The following is a 22105-nucleotide window of genomic DNA, read 5'->3' as shown; positions in this document are numbered from 1 at the left end:
AAATCAAATCATTGTAATTTATTTCACATAGAATCCCAAAAAACCATTAGACTGTTGAAGAACTGAAATTGTATATCTCAAATAATGAAACTAATTTAACACAGCCAAAAGTGTTTTGTCAATAATTTTATGCGTTCAACTATGTGAAACACTCTTCTTAACTGCAAAACACCCATAAACCAACAATAATGACGTATAAAGTAGTACTATGTGTGATTATTTTTAGTCTGATTTTTTAGATTAATTTCCCCGAACTGCTATGCTCTTCTATTTCCGCGTCGTTGTATTGCCGACCTTCCGACCTTCCAAGCCTCCAAGCCTCTAATTCACGCGCTTTCCCTTTTCACCAGCTCCGGTTTGAATATTTTCTTCTTCGGATTTTTAATTAATTCCTCTGCTTCATCAACCGCCATCATATAGGCATTAACCGCCATTTCTTCAATAGGCTGCCTTATTGTGGTAAGTGCGGGTTTGCAGGTCTTTGCGGCGTCTATATCATCGTAACCCACAAGCGCGATAGTTTCAGGAATTGCCATTTTAAGTTCCCTTATTGATTTCAATATCCCCATTGCACACATATCGCCGGCGGCACAAAAAACCGCGTCGGGCTGAATTCCGTCTTTAATAAATTTCTGCATTGCTTCGGTGCCTTCACTATATGAATAACTTATAACTTCCGCAAGAAATTTCGGGTTAAATTCAACACCGCTTTCTTTTAACGCCTGCAAAAAACCCGCATAACGTTTTTTCGCGTTAAAGCCGCCTTCCACATTCATGCGGCCGGAAACCATTGCAATATTTTTTCTTCCCTGTTTGGCAAGATAAGCGCCCGCTATATATCCGCCCGCCATATTATCGGTTGTCACCGTGGACGCGCCTTCGCATTCTGCGTCAATAAGGATAACAGGAACTTTTTTAGCCCTGTATTCGGCCACTATTGCGGCAGGAACATCAATGCTTACCCCTATTAAAGCGGACGGCTTTATTTTATCAAGCGCCTTTAAAAGTTTGTCATTACCGTCAGCCATTCCGTATGTCTGAAGCCTGGTTATATTCTGCCCCGGCTTCACGCATTTGGTTATATAAGTTAATACCTGTGAAGGAAAAGTATGCGCGAAATTTGCCGCCGCAACCGCAATTACTGAATCTTCTGCCATTTACTCTCCGCCTTCACTGACAAAACTTCATCAGTTTTTTAAAACCGTTTCTTTGATAAAAGCATCTATCCCTTTTGCCGCTTTCTTTCCCGCGCCCATAGCCGCAATTACAGTTGAAGACCCTGTGGAAATATCTCCGCCTGCAAATATTCCGGGAAGCGAAGTAGCGCCCGTTTCCGGATCAGCTTCAATATATCCCCATTTATTAAGTTTAAGCCCCGCAATATCAGAAGTCATAAGTTTATTTGCTTTGGTTCCAAGCGCGGATATTACGGTATCCACTTCTATTTCAAAATCAGAGCCCGCGACAGCAACCGGTTTTCTTCTGCCCGATTCATCCGGTTCGCCAAGCTCCATTTTTATGCATTTTAAGGATTTCACCCAACCCTGTTCATTTTCCATGACAGCTATCGGGTTAGTTAAAAGTTTAAAGATAATGCCTTCCTCTTTTGCGCGTTCTTTTTCTTCTATCCTTGCGGGCATTTCATCTTCTGACCGCCTGTAAACTATGTAAACTTCTTCAACACCGGGCAGCCTTAAAGACCATCTTGCCGCGTCCATTGCCACGTTGCCGGCGCCCACTACCGCCACTTTTTTTCCAAGTTTAACAGGTGTATCATATTCCGGAAACCTGTATGCTTTCATCGCGTTTATTCTTGTTAAAAATTCATTTGCCGAATACACACCTTTTGCCTGTTCGCCGGGAATCCCAAGAAACATGGGTGTTCCTGCGCCTACACCGACAAAAAGAGCTTTGTATCCAAGTTTAAATACATCTTCAACCGTATAAGATTTTCCAACCACCACGTTCAATTTAAATTCAACGCCCAGGCTCTTTAAATAATCCACTTCGCCCTGAACTATTGCCTTTGGCAGGCGGAATTCAGGAATACCATAAATTAAAACACCGCCCGCAAGATGCATGGCTTCAAACACTACAGGAGAATAACCCATTTTTGCAAGGTCCCCTGCTACGGTCAATCCGGCTGGCCCGGCGCCTGCAATGGCTATTTTAATTGGATTGCCGTCTTTATCCTTAATTTTATTAATTGACGCAGGCACAGGTTTTGTATTCTGTGTTTCCCAGTCTGCCGCAAAACGTTCCAGCGCGCCGATATTAATGGGATTTTTGGTCTTAAGCATAACGCAGGCGTGTTCGCACTGTTCTTCCTGCGGGCAAACCCTTCCGCATACAGCAGGCAGGCTGGAATCTAATTTTATGGTATCAATTGCACCCTTAAAATCCTTTATGGTAATCTGCCTGATAAATTCCTTGATATTAATATTTACCGGGCAACCGGAAATACAGGTGGGGTTCTTGCACTGAAGGCAGCGGTTCGCCTCTTCAATTGCTTCTTCTTCGTTATAACCAAAAGGCACTTCGTTAAAATTCTTTATCCTGTCCGCGGATTCCTGCTGCCTTACTTTGATGCGCGGCCTTTTAGCTTTTGGAACATTATTTTCTGCCATCGAAAGCCTCCTTAATACCATTATCAAGCCTGCAGTGGTGATCTGCCGATGTTTTTTCTTCATCTTTATAAGCCGCAAGCCTGCTTGTCAGCTGGTTGAAATCAACTTTATGCCCGTCAAAATCCGGCCCGTCCACACACGCGAATTTAACTTCCCCGCCTACCGTCACCCTGCATCCGCCGCACATTCCGGTTGCATCAACCATCATGGCGTTTAAGCTGACCACAGTGGGAAGATTGTAATTTTTTGTAAGGTCAGACACCGCTTTCATCATGACCACGGGGCCTACTGCCACCACAAGGTCCGGCCTGTTATCGCTTTCAATTAAATTTTTAAGAATATCGGTAACAAAGCCTTTCTGCCCGGCAGAACCGTCATTTGTAGCAAGCAGAAGTTCATCAGAAACCGACTTCATTTCTTCTTCAAGTATCACAAGGTCTTTTGTCCTGTATCCTATAATAGAAGAGACTTTATTGCCGTCCTCTTTTAACTGACGCGCTATCGGAAAAATTGCGGGCACGCCCACCCCTCCGCCTACCACTGCCACTTTTCCGTATTTTTTTGAATGAAAGTGCTTTCCAAACGGCCCGGCCACCGCGTAAATATTATCGCCGACATTTAATTTTCCAAGTTTCACGGTTGATAACCCTATTTCCTGGAAAATCATGTATAAGACCCCTGTTTCTTTATTCCAGTCATAAATTGTAAGCGGAATTCTTTCGCCTTTTTCATCCGGAATAACAACAAAAAAGTTGCCCGCTTTGGCGTTAAAAACCACATCCGGCGCTTCAACCGCCAGCATTTTAATATCTTTAGTCAGTGCTTTTTTTTCAACAATTTTATACATTAAGACCTCCCTGTATATCGGATCAAATTACTGCCTGATTTATATTAAGGGGGGCGCTTAACCGCCCCCCTTAAGTTGATAACAGCCTTTAATACTAAACTACACCCTGCTCTATCATTGAATCCGCCACTTTTACGAATCCGGCTATGTTTGCGCCCATTACGTAGTTACCGGGCTGGCCGTACTGTGTGGAAGCGTCAATGCACTGTTTGTGAATAGCAATCATTATGTTGTGGAGCCTAACGTCTACTTCTTCGCGTGTCCATGAAAGCCTGAGCGAATTCTGGCTCATTTCAAGGCCGGATGTTGCAACTCCGCCCGCGTTTGCGGCTTTTCCCGGCCCGTAAAGAATCTTGTTTGACAGATAAACTTCAATTGCTTCCGGTGTGGAAGGCATGTTCGCGCCTTCGCTTACAAGTTTGCAGCCGTTGGCAATAAGGGCCTTCGCGTCATTTACATCAACTTCGTTCTGTGTCGCGCTTGGGAAAGCACAGTCCGCTTTAATTCCCCACGGCCTTTTGCCCGCGAAAAATTCGCATTTGTACTTATCAGCGTATTCTTTGATACGTCCGCGTTTTACATTCTTAAGTTCCATAACAAACGCAAGTTTTTCCGCCGTGATTCCGTCTTTGTCATAAATTGTGCCGTCCGAATCAGAAAGCGTTACGGCCTTGCCGCCAAGATCATTAATTTTTTCTACTGTGTACTGCGCCACGTTGCCGGAACCGGAAACAAGGCAGGTCTTGCCTTTAATGGAATCATTCTTTGTCTTAAGCATTTCTTCCGCGAAATAAACGCAGCCGTATCCGGTTGCTTCAGGGCGTATTAAAGAGCCGCCCCATTTTAAGTTTTTGCCTGTAAGCACGCCTGTGAATTCATTGGCAAGCCTTTTGTACTGTCCAAACATATAACCAATTTCACGTCCGCCTGTTCCAATGTCGCCTGCGGGAACGTCTGTGTCCGGCCCGATGTGGCGGAAAAGTTCCGTCATAAAGGACTGTACAAAACGCATTACTTCATTATCCGATTTGCCTTTGGGATCAAAATCAGAACCGCCTTTGGCTCCGCCCATCGGCAAAGTGGTAAGCGAGTTTTTGAATACCTGTTCAAAACCTAAAAATTTAAGGATGGAAGCGTTTACTGAAGGATGTAAGCGGATTCCGCCTTTGTATGGCCCAAGAGCGCTGTTAAACTGAAAACGGAAACCGCGGTTAACGCGTACGTTTCCTTTATCATCAACCCATGGCACCCTGAATATTATCTGTCTTTCCGGTTCTACAATTCTTTCAAGTATGTTGTGGTCTTCATATTTCTTGTTCTTTGCAATTACAGGTTCAAGCGATTCAAGAACTTCTGTTACCGCCTGTAAAAATTCCGGTTCGTTGGGATTGCGTTTTTTTACTATTTCAATAACATTCTGTACGTATGACATTTGTTCCTCCTGCTTCATATTAGATTAATTTTCTTCCGCAGCAGCAATGCCGCAGGCACACCGGTGTGCCGACTAAGATATTTTAGTACGCCCGTCTACACCTTTGTATCCGGGAGTTTTTTTCAATCGGTAAATTATAACAAAATATCCAAAACATTCAAGTTGAAGTTTACTGATTAAGACGGCAGCTCGGCAGCTCGGCAGCTCGGCAGCTCGGCAGCTCGGCAGCTCGGCAGCTCGGAGGCTCGGAGGCTCGGAAGGTCGGAAGGTCGGAAGGTCGGACGTTTCGTTTTTACCGCCGCAGGTTTTTGCTTTAATTCTCTCGCTTTGGTAGACGCGGGTCTTTAGCCCGCGCGTTCTTGATACGGTTTGCAAATCATTAAATAATCAAACTAAAAAAAACAACTGCCGCACCTTAAAAGGTGCGCCTACCAAACATTAAATTATCTTTTTTCAAGGGGGATTTTTTTCGTTCTGGTAGCCGCACCCTTTAGGGTGCGTGTATTTGATCCGGTTTGCAAATCATTAAATAATAACACTAAAAAAACAACTACCGTGCCTTAAAAGGTGCGTCTGCCAAACCTTTATATAATATTTCGCTTATGTTTAACTGCTTATCTGCTTATAGTTTATGCCTTAATCACTTCTGCATTTCCGAGGCCAGAAGGATGGCTTCGGCGATTTCTTTCATGCTCTTGCGGGAGTCCATTGACTTTTTATGTATGGCTTTGTGTGCCTGATCTTCCGTTAACTTCCCGTTTTTCATCAGAACACCCTTGGCGCGTTCTATCAGCTTGCGGGTTTCAAGCGCCTCTTTTGCCATTAACGCTTCTTCCTTTAAGTTCATATTATCAATGCTTATAGCCGCCTGGTTGGCAACCGCGCTTAATATGCTTATTTCTTCAGCCGTATATTTGTGTTTAACCACGGTGTAAACATCAATAACCCCTATAACCTTGCCGCGGACTTCCATAGGTACTGCAAGCATTGATTTCATGCCCTCTTTTTTCATTATTTCCTTATAAAAATACCTTGGTTCAACCTGTATATCATACACGGCTATAGGCTTTTTTGTCTGAACAGCGTAGCCGGATATTCCTTCGCCCACTTTAAGCGGATTTTTATCCCTGTACTCTTTGCTAAGCGACTGGGTGGCTATTATCTTAAGCTCCTGTTTTTCTTCATCCACAAGCATTATGGAACAAATCTTGGAATCCGTCATCTGCGCGGTTAATGTGGCCACAAGGTGAAGTATCTCTTCAAGATACTGCCCCGATACTATTGTTTTGCTTATTTTGGTAAGCGTCTCTATTTCCATATTCTTTTCCGCTATAATCTTTTTCAGCTTTGCTATTTCATTGTTTTTCTTTTTATCCGCGGAAGTTTCCTCTAATCCCTCAATTACTTTTTTACCTGCCATAGTTTTGTTTTCCTTTTGTGCTTTTTATAAGATTTTTCGTGCCAAACTTCCTGACCGCAGTACCTGATGCCGCGCCTTTAGGCACGGCCCCTTTAAATTTTGGCTGCCTGGGGGAAGTATTTGCCCTCATTTTACGGTTACACCCTTAAGCTTTAGCTGATTTTCTATCTGAACAAGGTCCATTACCCCGGCATTTCTGAAAAATTCATTGCCATCCTCATCAAGAAATATAAACGCCGGTATCCTGTCAATATTATACTTCTTTGAAGCCTCATAATCTTCGGGGATGCCAAGGTCGTATTTAATAACCTTAACCTGCCCTTTATACTTTTTTTCCACCTGCGCGATTATAGGGTTCATAAGGGTGCACGAGCCGCAGTGCGAATCAAACTTTTCTATTATTGTAACTTTATATTTTTCCGGCGCTTTTGTACACGCAAAGAACATAACCGATAATACCGCCGCCATTAAGCAAAGCAATACTTTTCTATTTTTCATTATAATTCTCCTTTCGTTTTAGGGCTCTTTTTATATTCCGCAATTGTTTCTTTATACAACGATAACATCTTTTTTGCCATCGCGGATGATTCCCATTCTTTCGCGTGAAGCAGTGCTTCCTTTTTCTTCTGTGCGTAAAACTTTTTATCCGTAATCATCTTATTTACGGCGGCTACAAATTTATCAATTGAAAGTTCTGTCAGAATGCCGCCTTTATTGCCTTCCATTACCTCTGCCACGCCCATCCTTTTTACCGCAACTACGGGAACTCCCGCTGACAGCGCTTCCAGTATAACCAGCCCCTGCGTCTCTGTAACGGACGAAAAAACAAAAATATCCGCAAGCGACAGTATATTCGGACGCTGTAGGTTTGTATAAGTTCCAAGAAAAATTACATGTTTTTCTATTCCCATTACTTTAACAAGGTCTTTTAATCGGGCTTCATCATACCCGCTGCCTGCCATTAACAGTTTAATATCCTTATTTGTTTTAACAAGCCGTTTAAGCGCGTAAAAAAGGAAATCTATATTCTTTTCTTTTTCAAGCCGCCCCATGTAAAGCAGGTTAATACCCTTTTTTATCTGCGGATATTTTTCACAGAATATTTTGCATATATTCTTCATGGGTTTGCTCATCTTAATGCCGGTCGGCACCACTTCTATGCGCTCCCTTATCTTATAGCTTTCAAGAAGCGTTTTCATCCTTCTTGTGGGGGCAATTACAAGGTCCATCCTGTTACAGTACCAGCGGCTTATCCTGCGCGCCATGCTTATAGATATCATCTGCGGCACGAATTTAAGGTAATGGACATAAGATTCAAAGAGCGTGTGATACGTGTTAATCACCGGGCAGCCTGTCTGCTTTGCCCAGAAAATAGCGCTTAACCCCAGCGCGAAAGGCGTCTGGGTATGAAAAACATCAAATTTTCTGGCCAGAATCTCTTTTTTTATCTTTCTGCTCATGGACAGGGAAAACGGATTTGAAAGCCTGTCCTGCGGGTCAAAAAATATATGATGCGATTTAATCCTTATCACATATTTATTTTTGTCTTTATACCCCGGAAAAAGCGGCGCGATAATGTAAACTTCATGCCCTAATTTCCTGTACTCTTCCGCGAAATTATCCATTGAAACAGAAACGCCGTTAATGCGCGGAAAATACGTATCAGAAACCAATGCTATTTTCATATTATAATTTTCAACCTCTGTTTAATTAAGCATACAATAACGGGTGTTTGGTAAAGAACCTGTTATTTCTTCTTTTTGTACCCGTCAATTGCCCTCTGATACAGGCCAAGCATATTTTTTGCCATGGCTTCCGCGGACCAGGACTGAGCGTATTCAAACGCTTCTTTCTTCTTTTCCGCGTATAACTGCTTATCATCAAGCATCTTAAAGACTGCTGCCGTAAATTCATCCAGGTCGTGCTTAACAAGAAGCCCGCCTTTGTTTCCGGCCATAACTTCAGCCACACCCATTTCACCTACAGCCACAACCGGAGTGCCTACCGCCATTGCTTCGGTTACCACAAGCCCCTGTGTTTCTGTAATTGACGCGAACGTGAAAAGATCCGCCGCGGCGTAGCAGTTAACCCAGTCCTGCGGTTCAAAATATCCAAGGAATATTACGTTGTCAATTACCCCTTCCGCTTTAGCCGCTTCGTGAACTTCTTCTTCTGCCGGCCCTTTTCCCGCAACTATTAACTTCACATTGGGCTTAACAGCCAATACCCTTTTTAACATTTTAAAAAGGAAAGGAATATTTTTTTCATGACCTATCCTGCCCATAAAAAGGAACAGTATTGTATCCGAGGGAATGTCAAATTTTTTCCTGAAATCATCCCCATGAAATATTTTAAACTTGTCCATCTTAATACCAGTGGGGTTAACTTCCACGGGTTTGGTTACGCCATACTGTAAAAGCAGGTCTTTCATCTGTGTGGAAGGCGTAATATTCAAGTCCATCTTCTGACTGTACCATTTGCTTATTCCCTTTGCCAGCCTTAAGGACATCCATCTTGGCATAAACCTGAAATAGTGAATGTATGATTCAAAAAGGGTGTGATATGTCTGCACAATGGGGCAGTCCATTTTTTTTGCCCATTTTATCGCCTCTATTCCAAGGGCAAAAGGAGTCTGCGTGTGAATTATGTCATATTTTCTCTCAAGTATTTCTTTCTTGATTTTAATCCTTGCTGAAGGCAGGTAAGGGTTCGGCAGCCTGTCTTCCGGGTCAAAGAAAAGGTAATGTGATTTTATCCTTGTGACAAACTTTTCCATTGCTTCCGCATCAGCAAGGTGGTCTGTCTTTCTCTGTGCCGGGAATTCCGGCGCCACAATGTGAGCTTCGTGCCCAAGTTTTCTGAATTCATTTGCAAATGTATCAATTGACGTAACAACCCCGTTTACCCTTGGCCTGTATGTGTCTGTTACCATTAAAATTTTCATGCAATCCTCCTGTTATATCGGGTTTAAGCCCCTATTATTGTTTCCTTTTTTCTTCAGTAATCTTTTCCCACGCATCCCTGATAAGATGTTCAATGTTCGGGAAATTGCTTATATGGTCGTGCCTGACACCCCTTGAAAACCACTGCACGGCTTCGTTATTATTGCCAAGCAGCCTGTTTAATTCGCCTATCAGATAAATTATTCCCGGTTCGCCTATTTTTTCGGGAATAAACGTGCCCTTTTCAAAGGTCTTAATGTAATATTTCAGCGCTTTTATCATATATTCTTTTTCTTTATCCGTATTGCCGTCTTCCCTGTACATCCAGGTGATATGCATGTACAGGCCGGCTATTGTATTCGGATTTTCCGGCTTAAAGTGTTTCGCGTACGTCACCGCAAGAAGGTGTTTTTTTACCGCGTCTTCTGTATTTGTTTCAAACGTTTCCGTAAAACGCACGTTCTTTTTTGCCGCTTTAACCGCAAGCGCTATCTGAATTACTTCTTTCTGATAGTCCAGCATGGCCTTGTCAAAATCGTCATTACGCGCCGCAAAATTGCATTCCGGGCACACGGTAACCGCGTATAACATCGGCTTTACATCTTCGTATGTTTTATGAAAATCCGTATCAATTCCTTTTACTTTAAGCGAAGACGCCTTTACTCTGGCGGTCTTAAACGGCGCTTCACACGCCGGGCATTTAACCTCTTTTAACCATAAATATCCGCTCATCTTTATCCTTTAAAAAACTCTTCTATTCTGTTCAGCCCTTTTTCAATCTTTTCCATTGAAGTCGCGTATGACATTCTGAAATGCACATCGCTTCCAAACGCCACACCCGGAACAACCGCCACCTTGGCGGACGTTAAAAGCGCGTCAGCCAGGTTCATGGAATTTTCTATCTTCACTCCGTTAAAAGTTTTACCTACAAGGCTGCTGAAATTAGGAAACACATAAAAAGCGCCTTCCGGTTCCACGCAGGTAAGCCCCGATATCGCGTTCACCCTCTGCAGAATGTACTTTCTTCTTTTATCAAATTCCGCCACCATTTTATTTACAATCGCGGAATCTGTCTTTAACGCTTCAATTGCCGCCATCTGTGAAATAGTGGTCGGGTTAGAAGTGGAATGCGACTGCATGTTATCCATCGCCTTTACAAGTTCCATATCATCGGCGGCAATGTAACCTATCCTCCACCCTGTCATGGCGTGTGATTTGGAAACGCCGTTTACCACAACTGTTTTTGCCTTTGCCTCTTTTGAAAGCGAAGCGATGGAAATGTGTGTTTTGCCGTTATAAAGGTTTTTTTCATATATTTCATCGGATATCATAAGTATGTTGTTTGCCAGGCAGATTTCCGCCAGTTTCTCAAGCGATGATTTTGAAAGCACACAGCCGGTGGGATTTGACGGCGAATTAATAATCATCATCTTTGTGTTTTTTGTTATCTTTGATTTTAAAAGTTCAAAATCAATTTCAAATTTTTTGGATTCATCAAGCTGTACAAGCACGGGAATTCCCTGCGCCATATTGACCATTTCCACATAGGATACCCAGTAAGGTGAAAATATAATGACTTCATCGCCGGGATTAATTCCCGCCATAAAGATGTTATACAGCGAATGTTTCGCGCCGCATGACACTATTATATTGGAAGGCTTGTATTCAAGTTTGTTATCTTCAAGAAGTTTTTTGGCTATCGGGTTTTTCAGGTCCGGCATACCGGAAGAAGGCGTGTACTTTGTTTTGTTGTCCACAATGGCCTTAATACCCGCCACCTTTATGTTATCAGGGGTGTTAAAATCCGGCTCCCCGGCTCCAAAACCCACCAGGTCAACACCTTCTGCTATCATCTGTTTTGCCTTCGCGTCAATTGCAAGCGTGATTGAAGCCTGTACCTTTTTCATCCTGTCAGCAATCATTTTTACTTCCTCCGGATTTTATATTAAGTTTATAAAACTTAAAAGTCAGTTATTTTTCTTAACTCTTTTATTCTGTCTTCTATTTTATCCATACCTGCTTCCGCAAGGCGGTCTGTTCCAAACCCTTCCACGGCAAAAGAGGCCACTGTGTTGCCGTAAACCATGGCTTTTTTCAGAACAGTTTCATCTGTTTTATCCTGACCCGCAATGTGCCCGATAAAAGCGCCCGCGAATGAATCGCCCGCGCCGGTTGGGTCAATTACATTTTCCACCGGATATGACGGTATTGAAAAATACATTCCTTCGGGGCCAATAATAGATGCGCCATGTTCGCCTTTTTTTATTATTACGTACTTTGGCCCCAGCTTTCTTATTTCCCTTGCAGCCAGTATCAGGTTGGGGGTTTTTGTAAACTGCCTTATCTCTGAATCGTTCAGCACCACGCATGTAACCTTTGAAAATACCTCTGTCACTTCAGCCCTTTTTATGTCTATCCACAGGTTCATGGTGTCGCACACCGAGAACTTTACATTTTTCATCTGTTTTAAGACCTTAAGCTGAAGCGCGGGGTCTATGTTTGCCAAAAAAAGGTACGGCATATCCACATATGAATCCGGCAGCACAGGGTCAAATTTTTCAAACACATTCAATTCCGTGGTTATCGTGTCCCTTGTATTCATGTCAAGATGATAAACGCCTTCCCAGAAGAAAGACTTTCCTTTTTCACGCTTTACTCCCGTTATGTCAACGCCACGATTCTCAAGCATTTTAAGGTGTTTTTCCTGAAAATCATCACCTATTACCCCGACAATACCGGGTTTGGAGAATTTACAGGCAGCCAAAGACGCGTAAGTACACGCCCCGCCCAATACGCGCTCGCGGCGTTCAAAAGGTGTTGCAATTGTGTCATAAGCCATCGAACCTACAATAATCAAAGACATACTTCCTCCGTATAAATAGCGCTATTCAGAGCCATCAGCAAGGCATAAAAACAACCTTATGTTTATACGATTTTATCATTATAAATATAGGAAAACAAGATAATTATCTTAAAAAGCACCTTAACCTATAAGCAGATAAGCATTAGCGGAAGTCAAGTATTTGCGGTTAGCCGTGGTAGACGCGGGTCTTTAGCCCGCGGCAGTTGCTCTTAATAACGCTCTTGTTCCGGTAGGCGCACCTTTTTAATACCTGGCCTATTATGAAATTGCTCGGTATTATGTGCGGCAGTTGGTTTTATAGGTTGTATTTAAATCAAAAAAACACGCGCCTTAAAAGGCGCGGCAATCAGATCTACAAATACAAATTTCAAAATCCGCGGGCTAAAGGCCAGCGTATAAAATACCTTTTAAATACAATTACGAGATAAAAAAAGGGCTGTCAGCAAAAAAAGTTTCGCCTTAAAACTTCCCTTTGCTGACAGCCCGTATGTTTTTTTCTGGTAGGCCGGAACGGATTTGAACCGCCGACTTCCATCGTGTGAGGATGGCACTCTAACCAGCTGAGTTACCGGCCTACCTTGTATAATTTGATTATATCCATAAACAACATTCTGTCAACGCATTAAACGCAAGCATAATTCCGTAAGTGTATTAATAAAGAAGAAATTTTATTATTCAGGATATTTTAATATATATTCCGAAAAACTTAAGGGTACAATTTTTTGGGATTAATGCGGATTAGATACTGTTAAGAATTACTTTCAAAGCCTTTCAAGAACTTCTCTATAAGGCAGGCATTTTCATAAACTTCACCAAGCACTTTTCTGTCGCCTGATTTTGATTTTTCTATAAGCGTGGTTATCACTTCTTTTGCGGGGGTGGCTTCCATTGCTTCCGGCACCCTGAAAGCGGAACATACCCTTAGCATGCCGTTTTCCCAACGTACCTGATCTTCAGTTTTATCATCGTACGGGATATTCACTTTGTCATTATCCCTGTAAATTTCAAGCCATGTCTGAAGGTTTTCCGTGAATTCCTGGGTATCCATAGCCATCTCCGTCAGAATATGAAGTTCTTTTTCTTCAGCCTTTTGCCGGCCGCTGTTTCTTCTATGTATTTTTTTATCTCTTTAATCATCTCAAATACGGCATCAATCCTGGAGCAGTCCTTTAGACCTGAAAAAGAGACCGCTTTATTTAGAAAAGCTTCGGCGGGAGTACCTTTATATTCAGGGCTAATTCTAAGAACAGACACAACTTTCAAGAGGTTCATCCCCTGCTTTTCATCAATATAATTATAACGAAGCGTACGGTTATTAAACTGAATATAAACCGCCTCAAGCAGATTGACAGCTTCGTAGAATTCTTCTTTTGTCATCCAAACCTTCCCTAATACTTATTTTGACCACGATTGTGTTTTTTAAATATTTTGTTATATAAATTATATTAACTAACGTGGAATTTGTCAATATGTTAAAGCGTGTATTCTCATTTAATCATTTGAGTAAATTGATTATATTGTATATTCAGGGTTATGTCAACGGGTAATTATAAGATTTTTCAGGATAAAACTCCTATTCCCTGTTGCAGTTGTCCAAAATAAAATTTTTAGGACATATAATTTTTATAAAACCCCTTTTTGCGGGCGCGCATTAAAAATTCATTTTGGAGGATTATTAAATATCCTGTTATTCGCAGCGTGATAAGTAATAAGCAGGCCAGGTATAAATGAATCCAGTTTCCAGTCAGAAATTTCTTTTCTGTACATTAAACTTATACCTAATAAAATATCATATTTTGTTTCTATTGTTTTCGAAGTTGCTGACGTGTCCGTTTCGTATTTATCCGACATTTCACCCACTTTATGCGTTACTATTATTCCGGCATCAAAATATGCCGCACTTACCGGAAGAAAATATGTCGGCATTCTATCTCCACCGGCATAATTTTTTGAATTAAATCCATTTACAGAACAAATTCCAACTTCAGCAGTTATATTAAAACTGTCAGGTATTTCCAATGTTGAAAGCAATAAAAAACCATATTGAAAATATTGTATATGAAGAATCAGATTAAGATCCACCGATGTATAAAAACCTCCCACATTAAAAAGCTCGCGCTTTATATCACCACCCAAATAAGAAAGCCCAAGCCCTGCAACACCACCAACTTCCCAGTAATCATCTAATCCAATTCTGGGACCTGCTGCAATATCAAAATACCATACCGTTTCATCAATCGGCAACCCCGTTCCTTTACTAAATACTTGTTTACAATACCTTAAAGAATTAATCATTTTAGTTTCATTTGCCTTCATTGAATTGGCACTATCTATAACCGGAGCAGTCTGACATGAAGTTAAAAAAATACAAAGAAACATTATCATCATTAAGTATTTATTCATTTTCCCTCCAACTGCCTGTTATACATATATTTTCCGGAATTATTTATCACGAACGATTTTTTATATTATAAATCAGTATGTTTGGCCGGCAATTTATCACTTTAAAAAATAGTTTATTTTATAAGCATCCCTAAGCGTAAATGGTGTGCCGTGCCCCGGGTAAACAGTTATATCCTTATCAAATTTATCAAATACTTTTAAGCTGTTTTGAAGTTTTTTCGAATCCCCCGACGGCAGGTCTGTCCTTCCCACCGTATCATAGAAAAGCGTATCCCCTGAAAAAAGGATATCCCCGATAAGAATTACCATGCAGCCTAAAGTATGCCCGGGGGTGTGATAGAATTTCATGCCGTTAACCTGTGCTTCATTACCCTCTATATAATTAATGTTTTTTACACTTATTTGCCGTCCTGTATAGGCGGAAAGATTGTATGCAGGAGCTGCCAGCAGGTCTTTTTCTTCGGCGTGAGCGTAAATGATGGCGGAATTGAAATTTTCCGCCGCTATTGTATGGTCGTAATGTCCGTGAGTAAGCAGGACATATTCAACATTAAGTTTGTTTTCCTGTAGCACAGATAAAATCTGCGGATATTCCGCTCCCGGGTCTATTACAACAGCTTTATTATCACCCGTTTCCAGAATATAAGTGTTTTCCCCGTAATCTTCTGATACCAATGTATGAATTTTCATCTTTACCAGGTTTTAACTCCCTGCGGGTCAACTTTCATAAGGAATATATCGCCGCTTAGGTTTCCGGCGGAAGAAGTGGTACCAGCAAGGACATAATCGCCCTTTGAATCTTTAATTATAGAGCTGCAATTATCATCCTTGCTGCCCGCGTAAATCTTATAAGAGAGCGTGTTGCCCTTAAGGTCAATTTTAGCAATGTAAACATTCGCGTCACATATTCCGTAACACCTTTTTGTACCGGCTATCGTATAACCGCCTTTTTCTTCAACGGCGTTGTAGCCCACATCAGACTCTGCTGCAGGCAGAAATGCCGCCCACTGGCTGTTGCCCTTTGCATCCGTCTTAAGCGCTATTATATCCCATCCCATTCCTCTTCCTATATATGACGTGGACTTTCCGGTTATCAGATAACCGCCGTCTTTAGTTTCTATGACATTAGTCCCCACGTCTTTTCTTACGCCTCCGTATGTCCTTGCCCATCTGCAGTTTCCTTCAGCGTCTGTTTTCATCAATATTATATCTGTCTCGCCTTCTTTTTGCTTATCAATATATCCGGTGTAAATCAGCCCGCCGTCTTTTGTTTCAATTATGCTGTACGCCGTGTCCCAGCCGGCTCCGCCGTAAACTGTATCCCATATCTTATTGCCTTTATCATCAAACTTAAAAATGTAAATGTCAGAATTTTTTTCCGTATTAAAAGAACTTGAATACCCCGCCGCCACATAATTACCGTCGCGTGTTTTGGCTACAGAATAAGCAAAGTCATAGTTTTCGCCGCCAAATGTCTTTTCCCAGACTTTTTCCCCGTCGCTGTCCGTCCTTACAATATACGCGTCCATCTCTCCCGCGGTATCAGTACCGGTGCCGCCCGCTATGACATAACCCTGTTTATGCCCTTTTATAACAGCTATCCCATTATCTTTTCCGGCGCCGCCAAAAGTCCTTGTCCATAAAAGGCTGCCGTCATAATCTGTCTTTATAAGATATACATCCGTAAGCCCGGCTCCATATGAAGCCGTGTCGCCCACCGCTACATAACCATTATCTTCAAGAAGTGTCCACGCCCAATCCGCCCTTTCGCCTCCGAAAGATTTAAAAACCACCTCTGTAAGGTTGGCGGCAAGTTCAGGGCTAAGTTTAGGCTTTGAAGTGACCGCAAAAAAGATGGCAACGGCAAAAACCACAAATATCATCAGTTTGATAAAGGTAACCCGGCTCTTTAATTTTTTCAAATCCATTTTAACCCCCGCAGCGTAAATTTATTTTATGTATCTTCCCGCCCCAAAAAATCTGGAACCCCAATAGTTTTTATTTAAATCCGCTGTCTGAATCTGTTTGCCAATACCCGGCGCGTGTACAAACATACCTCCGCCTATATAAACACCCACATGATTCACACCCGTTCCACGCGTGTTAAAAAATACAAGATCCCCTCTTTTTAATTCCCTCTGCAGTATGATATTTGCTTTTCTGTATTGTTCTGTTGATTTCTTTGGAATGGCTATACCCGCTGCCATATAAGCATGCTGTGTTAACCCGGAACAATCGTAGCCATAATCTTCCTCGCTGCCTGTCCCGCCCGGCCAGTAATCCTGGCCTATAAGCGCCATGGCAGCGTTTACAATTTTTTCCCGTTTGGCAGCTTCACCCGTCAATTTAGGTTTCTTTTTCTCTTTTTTCTTTACAGGCTTTTTTGCGGCTTCTTTAAGCTGAGCTTCTTTTTCAATTTCCTGCTGCACTTCAAGATTATATAATTCAGCCCTGCTAATTATACCCGAAGATATAATAAAAACCAGAACCAGAACCCCTGTGACTGCTGTTTTAAATAGTCTCATATTATTACCTCTTAAAAGTAATGTCCGGCGCCCATATAAACTCTTTTCCAATAGACGTTTTCAAGTTCGTCTTTTCTTACAGAGTCGCCTGTTTTGGGGGCGTGAATAAACACACCGCCGCCTATATATACGCCCACGTGCGACACACCGCCGCCGCTTGTATTAAAGAAGACCAGATCCCCTTTTTCAAGGTTTGACCTGCCGATTTTTTTTGACTTTGAATACTGCGATAAAGCTGTCCTTGGAATGCTAATACCGGCCTTAGAATAAGCTTTCTGTGCAAGCCCGGAACAGTCCAGCGATCCATACTGATAGCTTCTGTTAAGCATATCCTTGGCCGCGTTTACCACGGCTTCCCTTGCGTTTGCGTTCGGCCCGGAAGCCCTTGCAGTCTCACCCGAACCTTTTAATGAAGCACACGCCGAAAAAAGAAACAGCACAGCCGCCATAAGATAAATAATCTTCCGGTTCATTTTATGCTCCCGTAAAACTTCATGCTTTCAGGCTCTTCTTCAAGGACTGTCGTAATGTATGAATCCAGTATGTTATTAAGGGCATCCGAATAGCATCCATTATCACCGCTGCCCATCTCTTTTAACTGCTCTCTGACGCAGGTTTCAACACAGCGGGCATCCAGAAATTCCGCGTCATCAGACGGGTTAAACCCCGCGCATTTAAGAAGCTGGGCCTTGAACCTTGCGCCGTGCTCCGCCGCTTCTTTTACCCCGCAGGTTTCAACCGCCAGCAGTGTCTTTAAAACAAGGCCATACATCTCATTATTGACGTCTTCCGGCTGCATAAACTTTTCCACAAGTTCTATGATGTAATAAGCAAGCGCGATTTTTTTTAAACTGCTTCTTATGCCTGCAAAAGAGTTCTGCGGCTTTGCCTGTATAAGGGTAAAATAACGCGAATCAGGATTTTTTCTTGTAAGCATAAAATCGCTTAAACTGAAAAGTTCCAGCGAATTTTTAAAACGGCTGGCAGGTTTTCTGGTGCCTTTGGAAACAACGTATATCTTGCCTGCGCCTTCCGTAAAAACAGAAGTAACATTGTCATTTTCCGCCCTGTCAAACCTTTTTAAAACAATCCCGGAAGTTTTAATTTCCATTATTTAGTAATATCCTTCCTGTATGTATGCCCCGCCTTCAGCGCCGGACATAAAACTACCCGCCGCGGCCATTAAAAAAAGAAAAAACAGGCAGAACACAAGCCCTATCGCCATGATAATATAGCAAACCTTTGCAAAAGCCTTATTTGTTTTATCCGGCTGTGAATGATACAAAGTGCCTATCAGGAAACCGATTACCGGATTAAGGCACAAAATATAAACTATAACTTTTAAAAAACCTTTAGGCGCGTACAAGGAAGGCTGTTTTTCATTGACCGCGCAGGAAACACAATAATGTTTTCCGTCTTTTACGCATACCTGTTCTTCAGGTATAAGCGCGCCGCAGTCCGCACAGGCGGCCTTATAAACCGTTTTCTTCTGAACAGTTTTTACAGTTTTTTTCATTTTTAAATCTCCCGGTTAATTTTCTTTTTTTCAATTTCAAGCAGCCTTAATTTCCATTTAATCCCCGCCGAAAAACCGCCAAGCCCGTTTTTTGCCAGTACCCTGTGGCACGGGATTATTACCGGCACAGGATTGCGTGACAAAGCGCTGCCTGCCGCCCTTGCGGCTTTAATATTGCCTGCCATGGCGGCTGCCTGTTTATAAGTCACCGTTTCACCGCGCGGTATATTTCTTATTGCCTTTAATACCTTAACGGTAAATAACGGCAGCCCTGAAAAATCAATTTTAATGCCTTTAAAACTTTCATCATTACCTGCAAAATAGTTTTCCAGCATCGCGGCTTCTTTAACACTTTTTCTTACAGCACCGGGATACTTCTTATTCAACGTCTTTTCAATACCCGCATCCGGCAAAAACACCTCAACAAGGGCGCCATTTAAAGACAGGACAACTGCTCCCGTGCCGAATTTACTTTTAAATAAGCCGTAAAACATTAATTAAAGTTTACTGCCGGGACTTCTTTTTTTGCTTCTTCCGCCTTAAAATAAACTTCTTTTTTCTGGAAACCAAACATGCCGGCTATGATATTTGCCGGAAACGTCCTGACAGTTGTGTTATACGCCTGAACAACATCATTGTACTTTTTTCTTTCAACGGCTATCCTGTTTTCAGATCCTGCAAGTTCATCCATTAATTTATTAAAACTTTCATTTGCTTTAAGCTGCGGATAATTTTCCGCGATAGCCAGAAGCCTTGAAATAGCCGTATCCATAACCCCTGCCGCTTTTGCCTTTTCATCAACTGTTCTTGCGCCGGCAAGCCCCGCCCTTGCAGCTGCCACGTTTTCAAAAATTTCTTTTTCGTGCTTCGCGTAGCCTTTAACTGTATTTACAAGGTTCGGAATTAAATCACCGCGCCTCTGCAGGACATTTTCCACCTGTGCCCATGCAGCTGTTATGCCTTCGTCAAACTTAACCAGTTTGTTGTAAACAGATCCAAAAAGCATAGCCACAAGCAACACCAGGCCAAGGACTACCGCCAGTACCTTCATTCCGCTTTTCATCTTAATATTCTCCTTATGTTTTTTATTTTTTAAACCTGTCTATTATCAGGTTTACTTTCTCTATTTCCGCCATGTATGTGCTGAAAAACATATTCGCGTCCGCCACGGTTTCCCGCCCTTCTTTTAAAGCCAGCGCGTCCGCGAAAATACTGTGGTTAAGTTTAAAGTTTTTGGGCATATTCATAATAATATCCCATTTCTTGGCAGGTACTTTTTTTCCGTACAGCCTTAATATGGCTTTAAAAATAACAACAAACGTGGAAACAGAACCCCTGATAAGTTTTATTACATCCCTGCTGTTTCCGCCCGTAAGAATATATGCCTGCCTTAACCGCAGAATACTGCCTTTCATTTCGCGCTCTATTTCAAGCCTTAGATGCTGCGTCCTTATCTTCATCTTTTTGAAGATGTCATCGCCAAAAAGCATTACATGGTTTTCTTTTATATCAAGAAACTCCATCGGAAAAATATCATCCGCGTATTTTATCCTGTCATACGTAAACAGAAGCGGAGCCGGATTTCCTGTTTTTATCCATTTCTTAAAAGGCGCGGAGAGCGATTTTAAAGTCACGGTATCACATTCCTTAACAACAATAAGGGTGTTTATATCTGATGTCTTGTAACTGTCATTAGATGCCGCCGAGCCATAAAGTATGAAAGACTTCAGGTTTTCTCCCAGCGCCGTCTTTACTTCTTTAATAAACTTTTCAATTTTTTTATCCATGTATCCTCCTGTATATTTCATCCATATACGGCATATTTACTACCATCCTCCCGACGCGCCGCCGCCGCCGGAACTTCCTCCTCCAAAACCGCCAAAGCCGCCGCCAAAACCGCCCCGTCCGCTGTAGCCGCCGCCGCGCCCGCTGCTTAACAGATATAATAATATCCAGGGATTTTTTATTATAACAGGAATCATTATTATCATAAAGATAACCATAAGTATTTTCTCGCCTTTAGTCAGCTGCCTTGTTGTGCCCTGAGAGGAATATGCTGTCGGCGCCTGTACGTTTAATTCAACGCCCGCTTCAGCCGCAGCAATTGCGGCAAGCTGATACACCGCAGCGTAAATTCCGCCGGAATAATCATTCTGCCGAAAAGCCGGCGCAATTGTCTCTCTTATTATTGTGCCTGCCCTGCTGTCAGGAATGGCGCCTTCAAGGCCGTAGCCGGTTTCAATGCGGACCTGCCTTTCGTTAAACGCCACCAAAAGCATTATACCGTTGTCTTTGCCTTTTTTGCCGACTCCCCACTGTTCAAAGAGCGTGTTTGTGAAGTCATTTAAATCATTGCCTTCAAGAGAACTAAGCGTGACCACAGCTATTTCCGCCCCGGACTGTGCCTGCACCAGGTTTATAAGCGCTTCTGTCTTCTGCTTACCCGCTTCATCCATTATGCCCGCGTAATCATTAACCCACGCTGACGGCTTAAGTTCTTTTGTAGTTAAGGCAAAAACCGCAGTAAACATGGCGGTTAATATAAATACTGTAATAAATAATATTTTTTTCATGAAAAGATTATATCATATATGGAAGGTTTTTCAATAGAACTGACCTTGATAGGACCTATAAGACCAATAGGTCCTATTAAAGTTCTTGATCTGAAGACGTTATAGTCCACAGCACTGCGTCAATAATACAACTTACCAAAAGGCCAAGTCCGGCGCCTATAACCCCAAATATATATGCCCCATTACGTACATGCGGTTCCGTCTCTTTATACGCCATTGTCGCGCCAATTATCGGACCTGCAATTATTACCGCAGTCATAATAATTGTCAGAACAGTATTTTCGGGGGTGCTTTTAGTTTTCGCTCTTTCTTTCAGTCCGGCAGCAACCGCTTTTACCGGTTTAGCTGCTATTTCATTAAACCCCGACATTGGGTTCAGATAATCAAAATAATTATCTTTTTCTTCAGGAACAAAATAGGAAGCAAGCGTGGCGCATCCCGTGCAATTAAACAGCATAATCAAGGCGCAGCTTATTATTATCAACTTTTTCATTTTTTACCCCTTACATTTATTTAAACCAAGTTGATATGATATAAGCATTTTTTATGCCGTAAATTTTTTAGATATATATATGATTATATGAGGGATTTTATGGTTATACCAGCGCATAGATATGCGCACCGGTTTTAAGATGCGCATTAAGGCAGTTTACTTGCCGTTCTTTTTAAATGCGGCTTCTATTCTTTTTTCAAGTTCTTCTTCCTGTTTAACTCCCTGCAAATCCACTTTTAAATGCATTAATGCCCTGACCATGGAACGTATGATTGTTGTCTTGGCCAGCTTGAAACCGCCTTTGGACTTTGCTTCGGACCCGAACTTTTCCAGATAGTCATCAAGTTCTTTTGGAAGTGTTAATGAAACCCTGAAATAATCCGCCTTCGTTTCGGTAGAATTACCGTTCTTTTTAGCCGCCATAGTATCCACCGCCCCCTGGTACCTGTCGATTGAAGTCCTGT

The 22105-nt window shown here is 42.1% G+C and carries 25 protein-coding genes, 1 tRNA gene and 1 pseudogene; 1 reads left to right on the top strand and 26 read right to left on the bottom strand.

Annotation, left to right across the window (positions count from 1 at the left end):
• Positions 1-326 precede the first annotated feature (326 nt).
• The 24 genes from CVV21_02930 to CVV21_02815 form a co-directional block, all read right to left on the bottom strand.
• Complete coding sequence (locus CVV21_02930; protein ID PKL92725.1) at positions 327-1157, bottom strand: hypothetical protein; 831 nt, start codon at positions 1155-1157, stop codon at positions 327-329.
• A 30-nt stretch (positions 1158-1187) separates the two neighbouring features.
• Positions 1188-2627 (bottom strand): glutamate synthase (NADPH), homotetrameric, encoded by a 1440-nt coding sequence (gene gltA, locus CVV21_02925; GenBank protein PKL92724.1) that lies wholly within the window; start codon positions 2625-2627, stop codon positions 1188-1190.
• Positions 2614-3474 carry a ferredoxin-NADP reductase gene (locus tag CVV21_02920; protein PKL92723.1) on the bottom strand — a complete coding sequence of 287 codons (861 nt, stop codon included), beginning with the start codon at positions 3472-3474 and terminating at the stop codon, positions 2614-2616. The genes gltA and CVV21_02920 overlap by 14 nt, the downstream gene beginning before the upstream one ends.
• 94 nt (positions 3475-3568) lie before the next feature.
• Complete coding sequence (locus CVV21_02915) at positions 3569-4906, bottom strand: NADP-specific glutamate dehydrogenase (protein ID PKL92722.1); 1338 nt, start codon at positions 4904-4906, stop codon at positions 3569-3571.
• 640 nt (positions 4907-5546) lie between these two features.
• A complete protein-coding gene (locus tag CVV21_02910) occupies positions 5547-6224 on the bottom strand; it encodes a histidine kinase (protein PKL92749.1) in 678 nt (225 codons plus the stop codon).
• Between the two features lie 228 nt (positions 6225-6452).
• Entirely contained in the window at positions 6453-6824 is a 372-nt protein-coding gene (locus CVV21_02905; GenBank protein ID PKL92721.1) for a thioredoxin, read from the bottom strand.
• Positions 6824-8011, bottom strand: a complete 1188-nt coding sequence (locus CVV21_02900; GenBank protein PKL92720.1) for a hypothetical protein — start codon at positions 8009-8011, stop codon at positions 6824-6826. The genes CVV21_02905 and CVV21_02900 overlap by 1 nt, the downstream gene beginning before the upstream one ends.
• Before the next feature lie 62 nt (positions 8012-8073).
• On the bottom strand, positions 8074-9270 hold the full coding sequence (locus CVV21_02895; protein PKL92719.1) for a glycosyl transferase family 1: 1197 nt from the start codon (positions 9268-9270) through the stop codon (positions 8074-8076).
• Between the two features lie 34 nt (positions 9271-9304).
• The gene (locus tag CVV21_02890) at positions 9305-10000 is read right to left on the bottom strand and encodes a hypothetical protein (protein ID PKL92718.1); all 696 of its coding nucleotides are present in this window, start codon (positions 9998-10000) and stop codon (positions 9305-9307) included.
• 2 nt (positions 10001-10002) lie between these two features.
• The gene (locus tag CVV21_02885; protein ID PKL92717.1) at positions 10003-11190 is read right to left on the bottom strand and encodes an aspartate aminotransferase; all 1188 of its coding nucleotides are present in this window, start codon (positions 11188-11190) and stop codon (positions 10003-10005) included.
• Positions 11191-11228: 38 nt separating this feature from the next.
• Positions 11229-12131: a sugar kinase gene (locus CVV21_02880; GenBank protein ID PKL92716.1), complete on the bottom strand. Its 903-nt coding sequence runs from the start codon at positions 12129-12131 to the stop codon at positions 11229-11231.
• Positions 12132-12629: 498 nt separating this feature from the next.
• Positions 12630-12706: transfer RNA gene (locus CVV21_02875), tRNA-Val, on the bottom strand.
• A 173-nt stretch (positions 12707-12879) separates the two neighbouring features.
• Complete coding sequence (locus tag CVV21_02870) at positions 12880-13179, bottom strand: hypothetical protein (protein ID PKL92715.1); 300 nt, start codon at positions 13177-13179, stop codon at positions 12880-12882.
• Between the two features lie 11 nt (positions 13180-13190).
• On the bottom strand, positions 13191-13508 hold the full coding sequence (locus CVV21_02865; protein PKL92714.1) for a hypothetical protein: 318 nt from the start codon (positions 13506-13508) through the stop codon (positions 13191-13193).
• Between the two features lie 282 nt (positions 13509-13790).
• Positions 13791-14534 carry a hypothetical protein gene (locus CVV21_02860; GenBank protein ID PKL92713.1) on the bottom strand — a complete coding sequence of 248 codons (744 nt, stop codon included), beginning with the start codon at positions 14532-14534 and terminating at the stop codon, positions 13791-13793.
• A gap of 96 nt (positions 14535-14630) precedes the next feature.
• Entirely contained in the window at positions 14631-15224 is a 594-nt protein-coding gene (locus CVV21_02855) for an MBL fold metallo-hydrolase (protein ID PKL92712.1), read from the bottom strand.
• 2 nt (positions 15225-15226) lie between these two features.
• Entirely contained in the window at positions 15227-16462 is a 1236-nt protein-coding gene (locus tag CVV21_02850; protein ID PKL92711.1) for a hypothetical protein, read from the bottom strand.
• A gap of 21 nt (positions 16463-16483) precedes the next feature.
• Positions 16484-17059 carry a hypothetical protein gene (locus tag CVV21_02845; GenBank protein PKL92710.1) on the bottom strand — a complete coding sequence of 192 codons (576 nt, stop codon included), beginning with the start codon at positions 17057-17059 and terminating at the stop codon, positions 16484-16486.
• An 11-nt stretch (positions 17060-17070) separates the two neighbouring features.
• Positions 17071-17508: a peptidase P60 gene (locus CVV21_02840; protein ID PKL92748.1), complete on the bottom strand. Its 438-nt coding sequence runs from the start codon at positions 17506-17508 to the stop codon at positions 17071-17073.
• Between the two features lie 20 nt (positions 17509-17528).
• Positions 17529-18170, bottom strand: a complete 642-nt coding sequence (gene recO, locus CVV21_02835; GenBank protein PKL92709.1) for a DNA repair protein RecO — start codon at positions 18168-18170, stop codon at positions 17529-17531.
• Positions 18171-18173: 3 nt separating this feature from the next.
• Positions 18174-18575 (bottom strand): hypothetical protein, encoded by a 402-nt coding sequence (locus CVV21_02830; GenBank protein PKL92708.1) that lies wholly within the window; start codon positions 18573-18575, stop codon positions 18174-18176.
• A 2-nt stretch (positions 18576-18577) separates the two neighbouring features.
• Positions 18578-19069 carry a 6-O-methylguanine DNA methyltransferase gene (locus CVV21_02825; protein PKL92707.1) on the bottom strand — a complete coding sequence of 164 codons (492 nt, stop codon included), beginning with the start codon at positions 19067-19069 and terminating at the stop codon, positions 18578-18580.
• Positions 19069-19638, bottom strand: a complete 570-nt coding sequence (locus CVV21_02820; protein PKL92706.1) for a LemA family protein — start codon at positions 19636-19638, stop codon at positions 19069-19071. The genes CVV21_02825 and CVV21_02820 overlap by 1 nt, the downstream gene beginning before the upstream one ends.
• 22 nt (positions 19639-19660) lie before the next feature.
• Positions 19661-20362: a hypothetical protein gene (locus CVV21_02815; GenBank protein ID PKL92705.1), complete on the bottom strand. Its 702-nt coding sequence runs from the start codon at positions 20360-20362 to the stop codon at positions 19661-19663.
• Between the two features lie 46 nt (positions 20363-20408).
• On the opposite strand from CVV21_02815, the pseudogene CVV21_02810 reads away from it, so the two are divergent.
• A pseudogene (locus CVV21_02810) lies at positions 20409-20486 on the top strand (energy transducer TonB).
• A 738-nt stretch (positions 20487-21224) separates the two neighbouring features.
• On the opposite strand, the gene CVV21_02805 reads toward CVV21_02810, so the two are convergent.
• Complete coding sequence (locus tag CVV21_02805) at positions 21225-21641, bottom strand: hypothetical protein (GenBank protein PKL92704.1); 417 nt, start codon at positions 21639-21641, stop codon at positions 21225-21227.
• Between the two features lie 156 nt (positions 21642-21797).
• On the bottom strand, positions 21798-22064 hold the full coding sequence (locus CVV21_02800; GenBank protein PKL92703.1) for a hypothetical protein: 267 nt from the start codon (positions 22062-22064) through the stop codon (positions 21798-21800).
• Positions 22065-22105 lie beyond the last annotated feature (41 nt).

It is taken from the genome of Candidatus Goldiibacteriota bacterium HGW-Goldbacteria-1 (genome assembly GCA_002839855.1).
GTDB lineage: Bacteria > Oederibacteriota > PGYV01 > PGYV01 > PGYV01 > PGYV01.
This window is presented reverse-complemented; position numbering and strand designations above follow the sequence as displayed.

Coding starts and splice junctions, on each gene's coding strand:
- CVV21_02930 (PKL92725.1), bottom strand. CDS start 1,157: ATGGCAGAAGATTCAGTAATTGCGGTTGCGGCGGCAAATTTCGCGCAT.
- gltA (PKL92724.1), bottom strand. CDS start 2,627: ATGGCAGAAAATAATGTTCCAAAAGCTAAAAGGCCGCGCATCAAAGTA.
- CVV21_02920 (PKL92723.1), bottom strand. CDS start 3,474: ATGTATAAAATTGTTGAAAAAAAAGCACTGACTAAAGATATTAAAATG.
- CVV21_02915 (PKL92722.1), bottom strand. CDS start 4,906: ATGTCATACGTACAGAATGTTATTGAAATAGTAAAAAAACGCAATCCC.
- CVV21_02910 (PKL92749.1), bottom strand. CDS start 6,224: ATGGAAATAGAGACGCTTACCAAAATAAGCAAAACAATAGTATCGGGG.
- CVV21_02905 (PKL92721.1), bottom strand. CDS start 6,824: ATGAAAAATAGAAAAGTATTGCTTTGCTTAATGGCGGCGGTATTATCG.
- CVV21_02900 (PKL92720.1), bottom strand. CDS start 8,011: ATGAAAATAGCATTGGTTTCTGATACGTATTTTCCGCGCATTAACGGC.
- CVV21_02895 (PKL92719.1), bottom strand. CDS start 9,270: ATGAAAATTTTAATGGTAACAGACACATACAGGCCAAGGGTAAACGGG.
- CVV21_02890 (PKL92718.1), bottom strand. CDS start 10,000: ATGAGCGGATATTTATGGTTAAAAGAGGTTAAATGCCCGGCGTGTGAA.
- CVV21_02885 (PKL92717.1), bottom strand. CDS start 11,190: ATGATTGCTGACAGGATGAAAAAGGTACAGGCTTCAATCACGCTTGCA.
- CVV21_02880 (PKL92716.1), bottom strand. CDS start 12,131: ATGTCTTTGATTATTGTAGGTTCGATGGCTTATGACACAATTGCAACA.
- CVV21_02870 (PKL92715.1), bottom strand. CDS start 13,179: ATGGATACCCAGGAATTCACGGAAAACCTTCAGACATGGCTTGAAATT.
- CVV21_02865 (PKL92714.1), bottom strand. CDS start 13,508: ATGACAAAAGAAGAATTCTACGAAGCTGTCAATCTGCTTGAGGCGGTT.
- CVV21_02860 (PKL92713.1), bottom strand. CDS start 14,534: ATGAATAAATACTTAATGATGATAATGTTTCTTTGTATTTTTTTAACT.
- CVV21_02855 (PKL92712.1), bottom strand. CDS start 15,224: ATGAAAATTCATACATTGGTATCAGAAGATTACGGGGAAAACACTTAT.
- CVV21_02850 (PKL92711.1), bottom strand. CDS start 16,462: ATGGATTTGAAAAAATTAAAGAGCCGGGTTACCTTTATCAAACTGATG.
- CVV21_02845 (PKL92710.1), bottom strand. CDS start 17,059: ATGAGACTATTTAAAACAGCAGTCACAGGGGTTCTGGTTCTGGTTTTT.
- CVV21_02840 (PKL92748.1), bottom strand. CDS start 17,508: ATGGCGGCTGTGCTGTTTCTTTTTTCGGCGTGTGCTTCATTAAAAGGT.
- recO (PKL92709.1), bottom strand. CDS start 18,170: ATGGAAATTAAAACTTCCGGGATTGTTTTAAAAAGGTTTGACAGGGCG.
- CVV21_02830 (PKL92708.1), bottom strand. CDS start 18,575: ATGAAAAAAACTGTAAAAACTGTTCAGAAGAAAACGGTTTATAAGGCC.
- CVV21_02825 (PKL92707.1), bottom strand. CDS start 19,069: ATGTTTTACGGCTTATTTAAAAGTAAATTCGGCACGGGAGCAGTTGTC.
- CVV21_02820 (PKL92706.1), bottom strand. CDS start 19,638: ATGAAAAGCGGAATGAAGGTACTGGCGGTAGTCCTTGGCCTGGTGTTG.
- CVV21_02815 (PKL92705.1), bottom strand. CDS start 20,362: ATGGATAAAAAAATTGAAAAGTTTATTAAAGAAGTAAAGACGGCGCTG.
- CVV21_02805 (PKL92704.1), bottom strand. CDS start 21,641: ATGAAAAAGTTGATAATAATAAGCTGCGCCTTGATTATGCTGTTTAAT.
- CVV21_02800 (PKL92703.1), bottom strand. CDS start 22,064: ATGGCGGCTAAAAAGAACGGTAATTCTACCGAAACGAAGGCGGATTAT.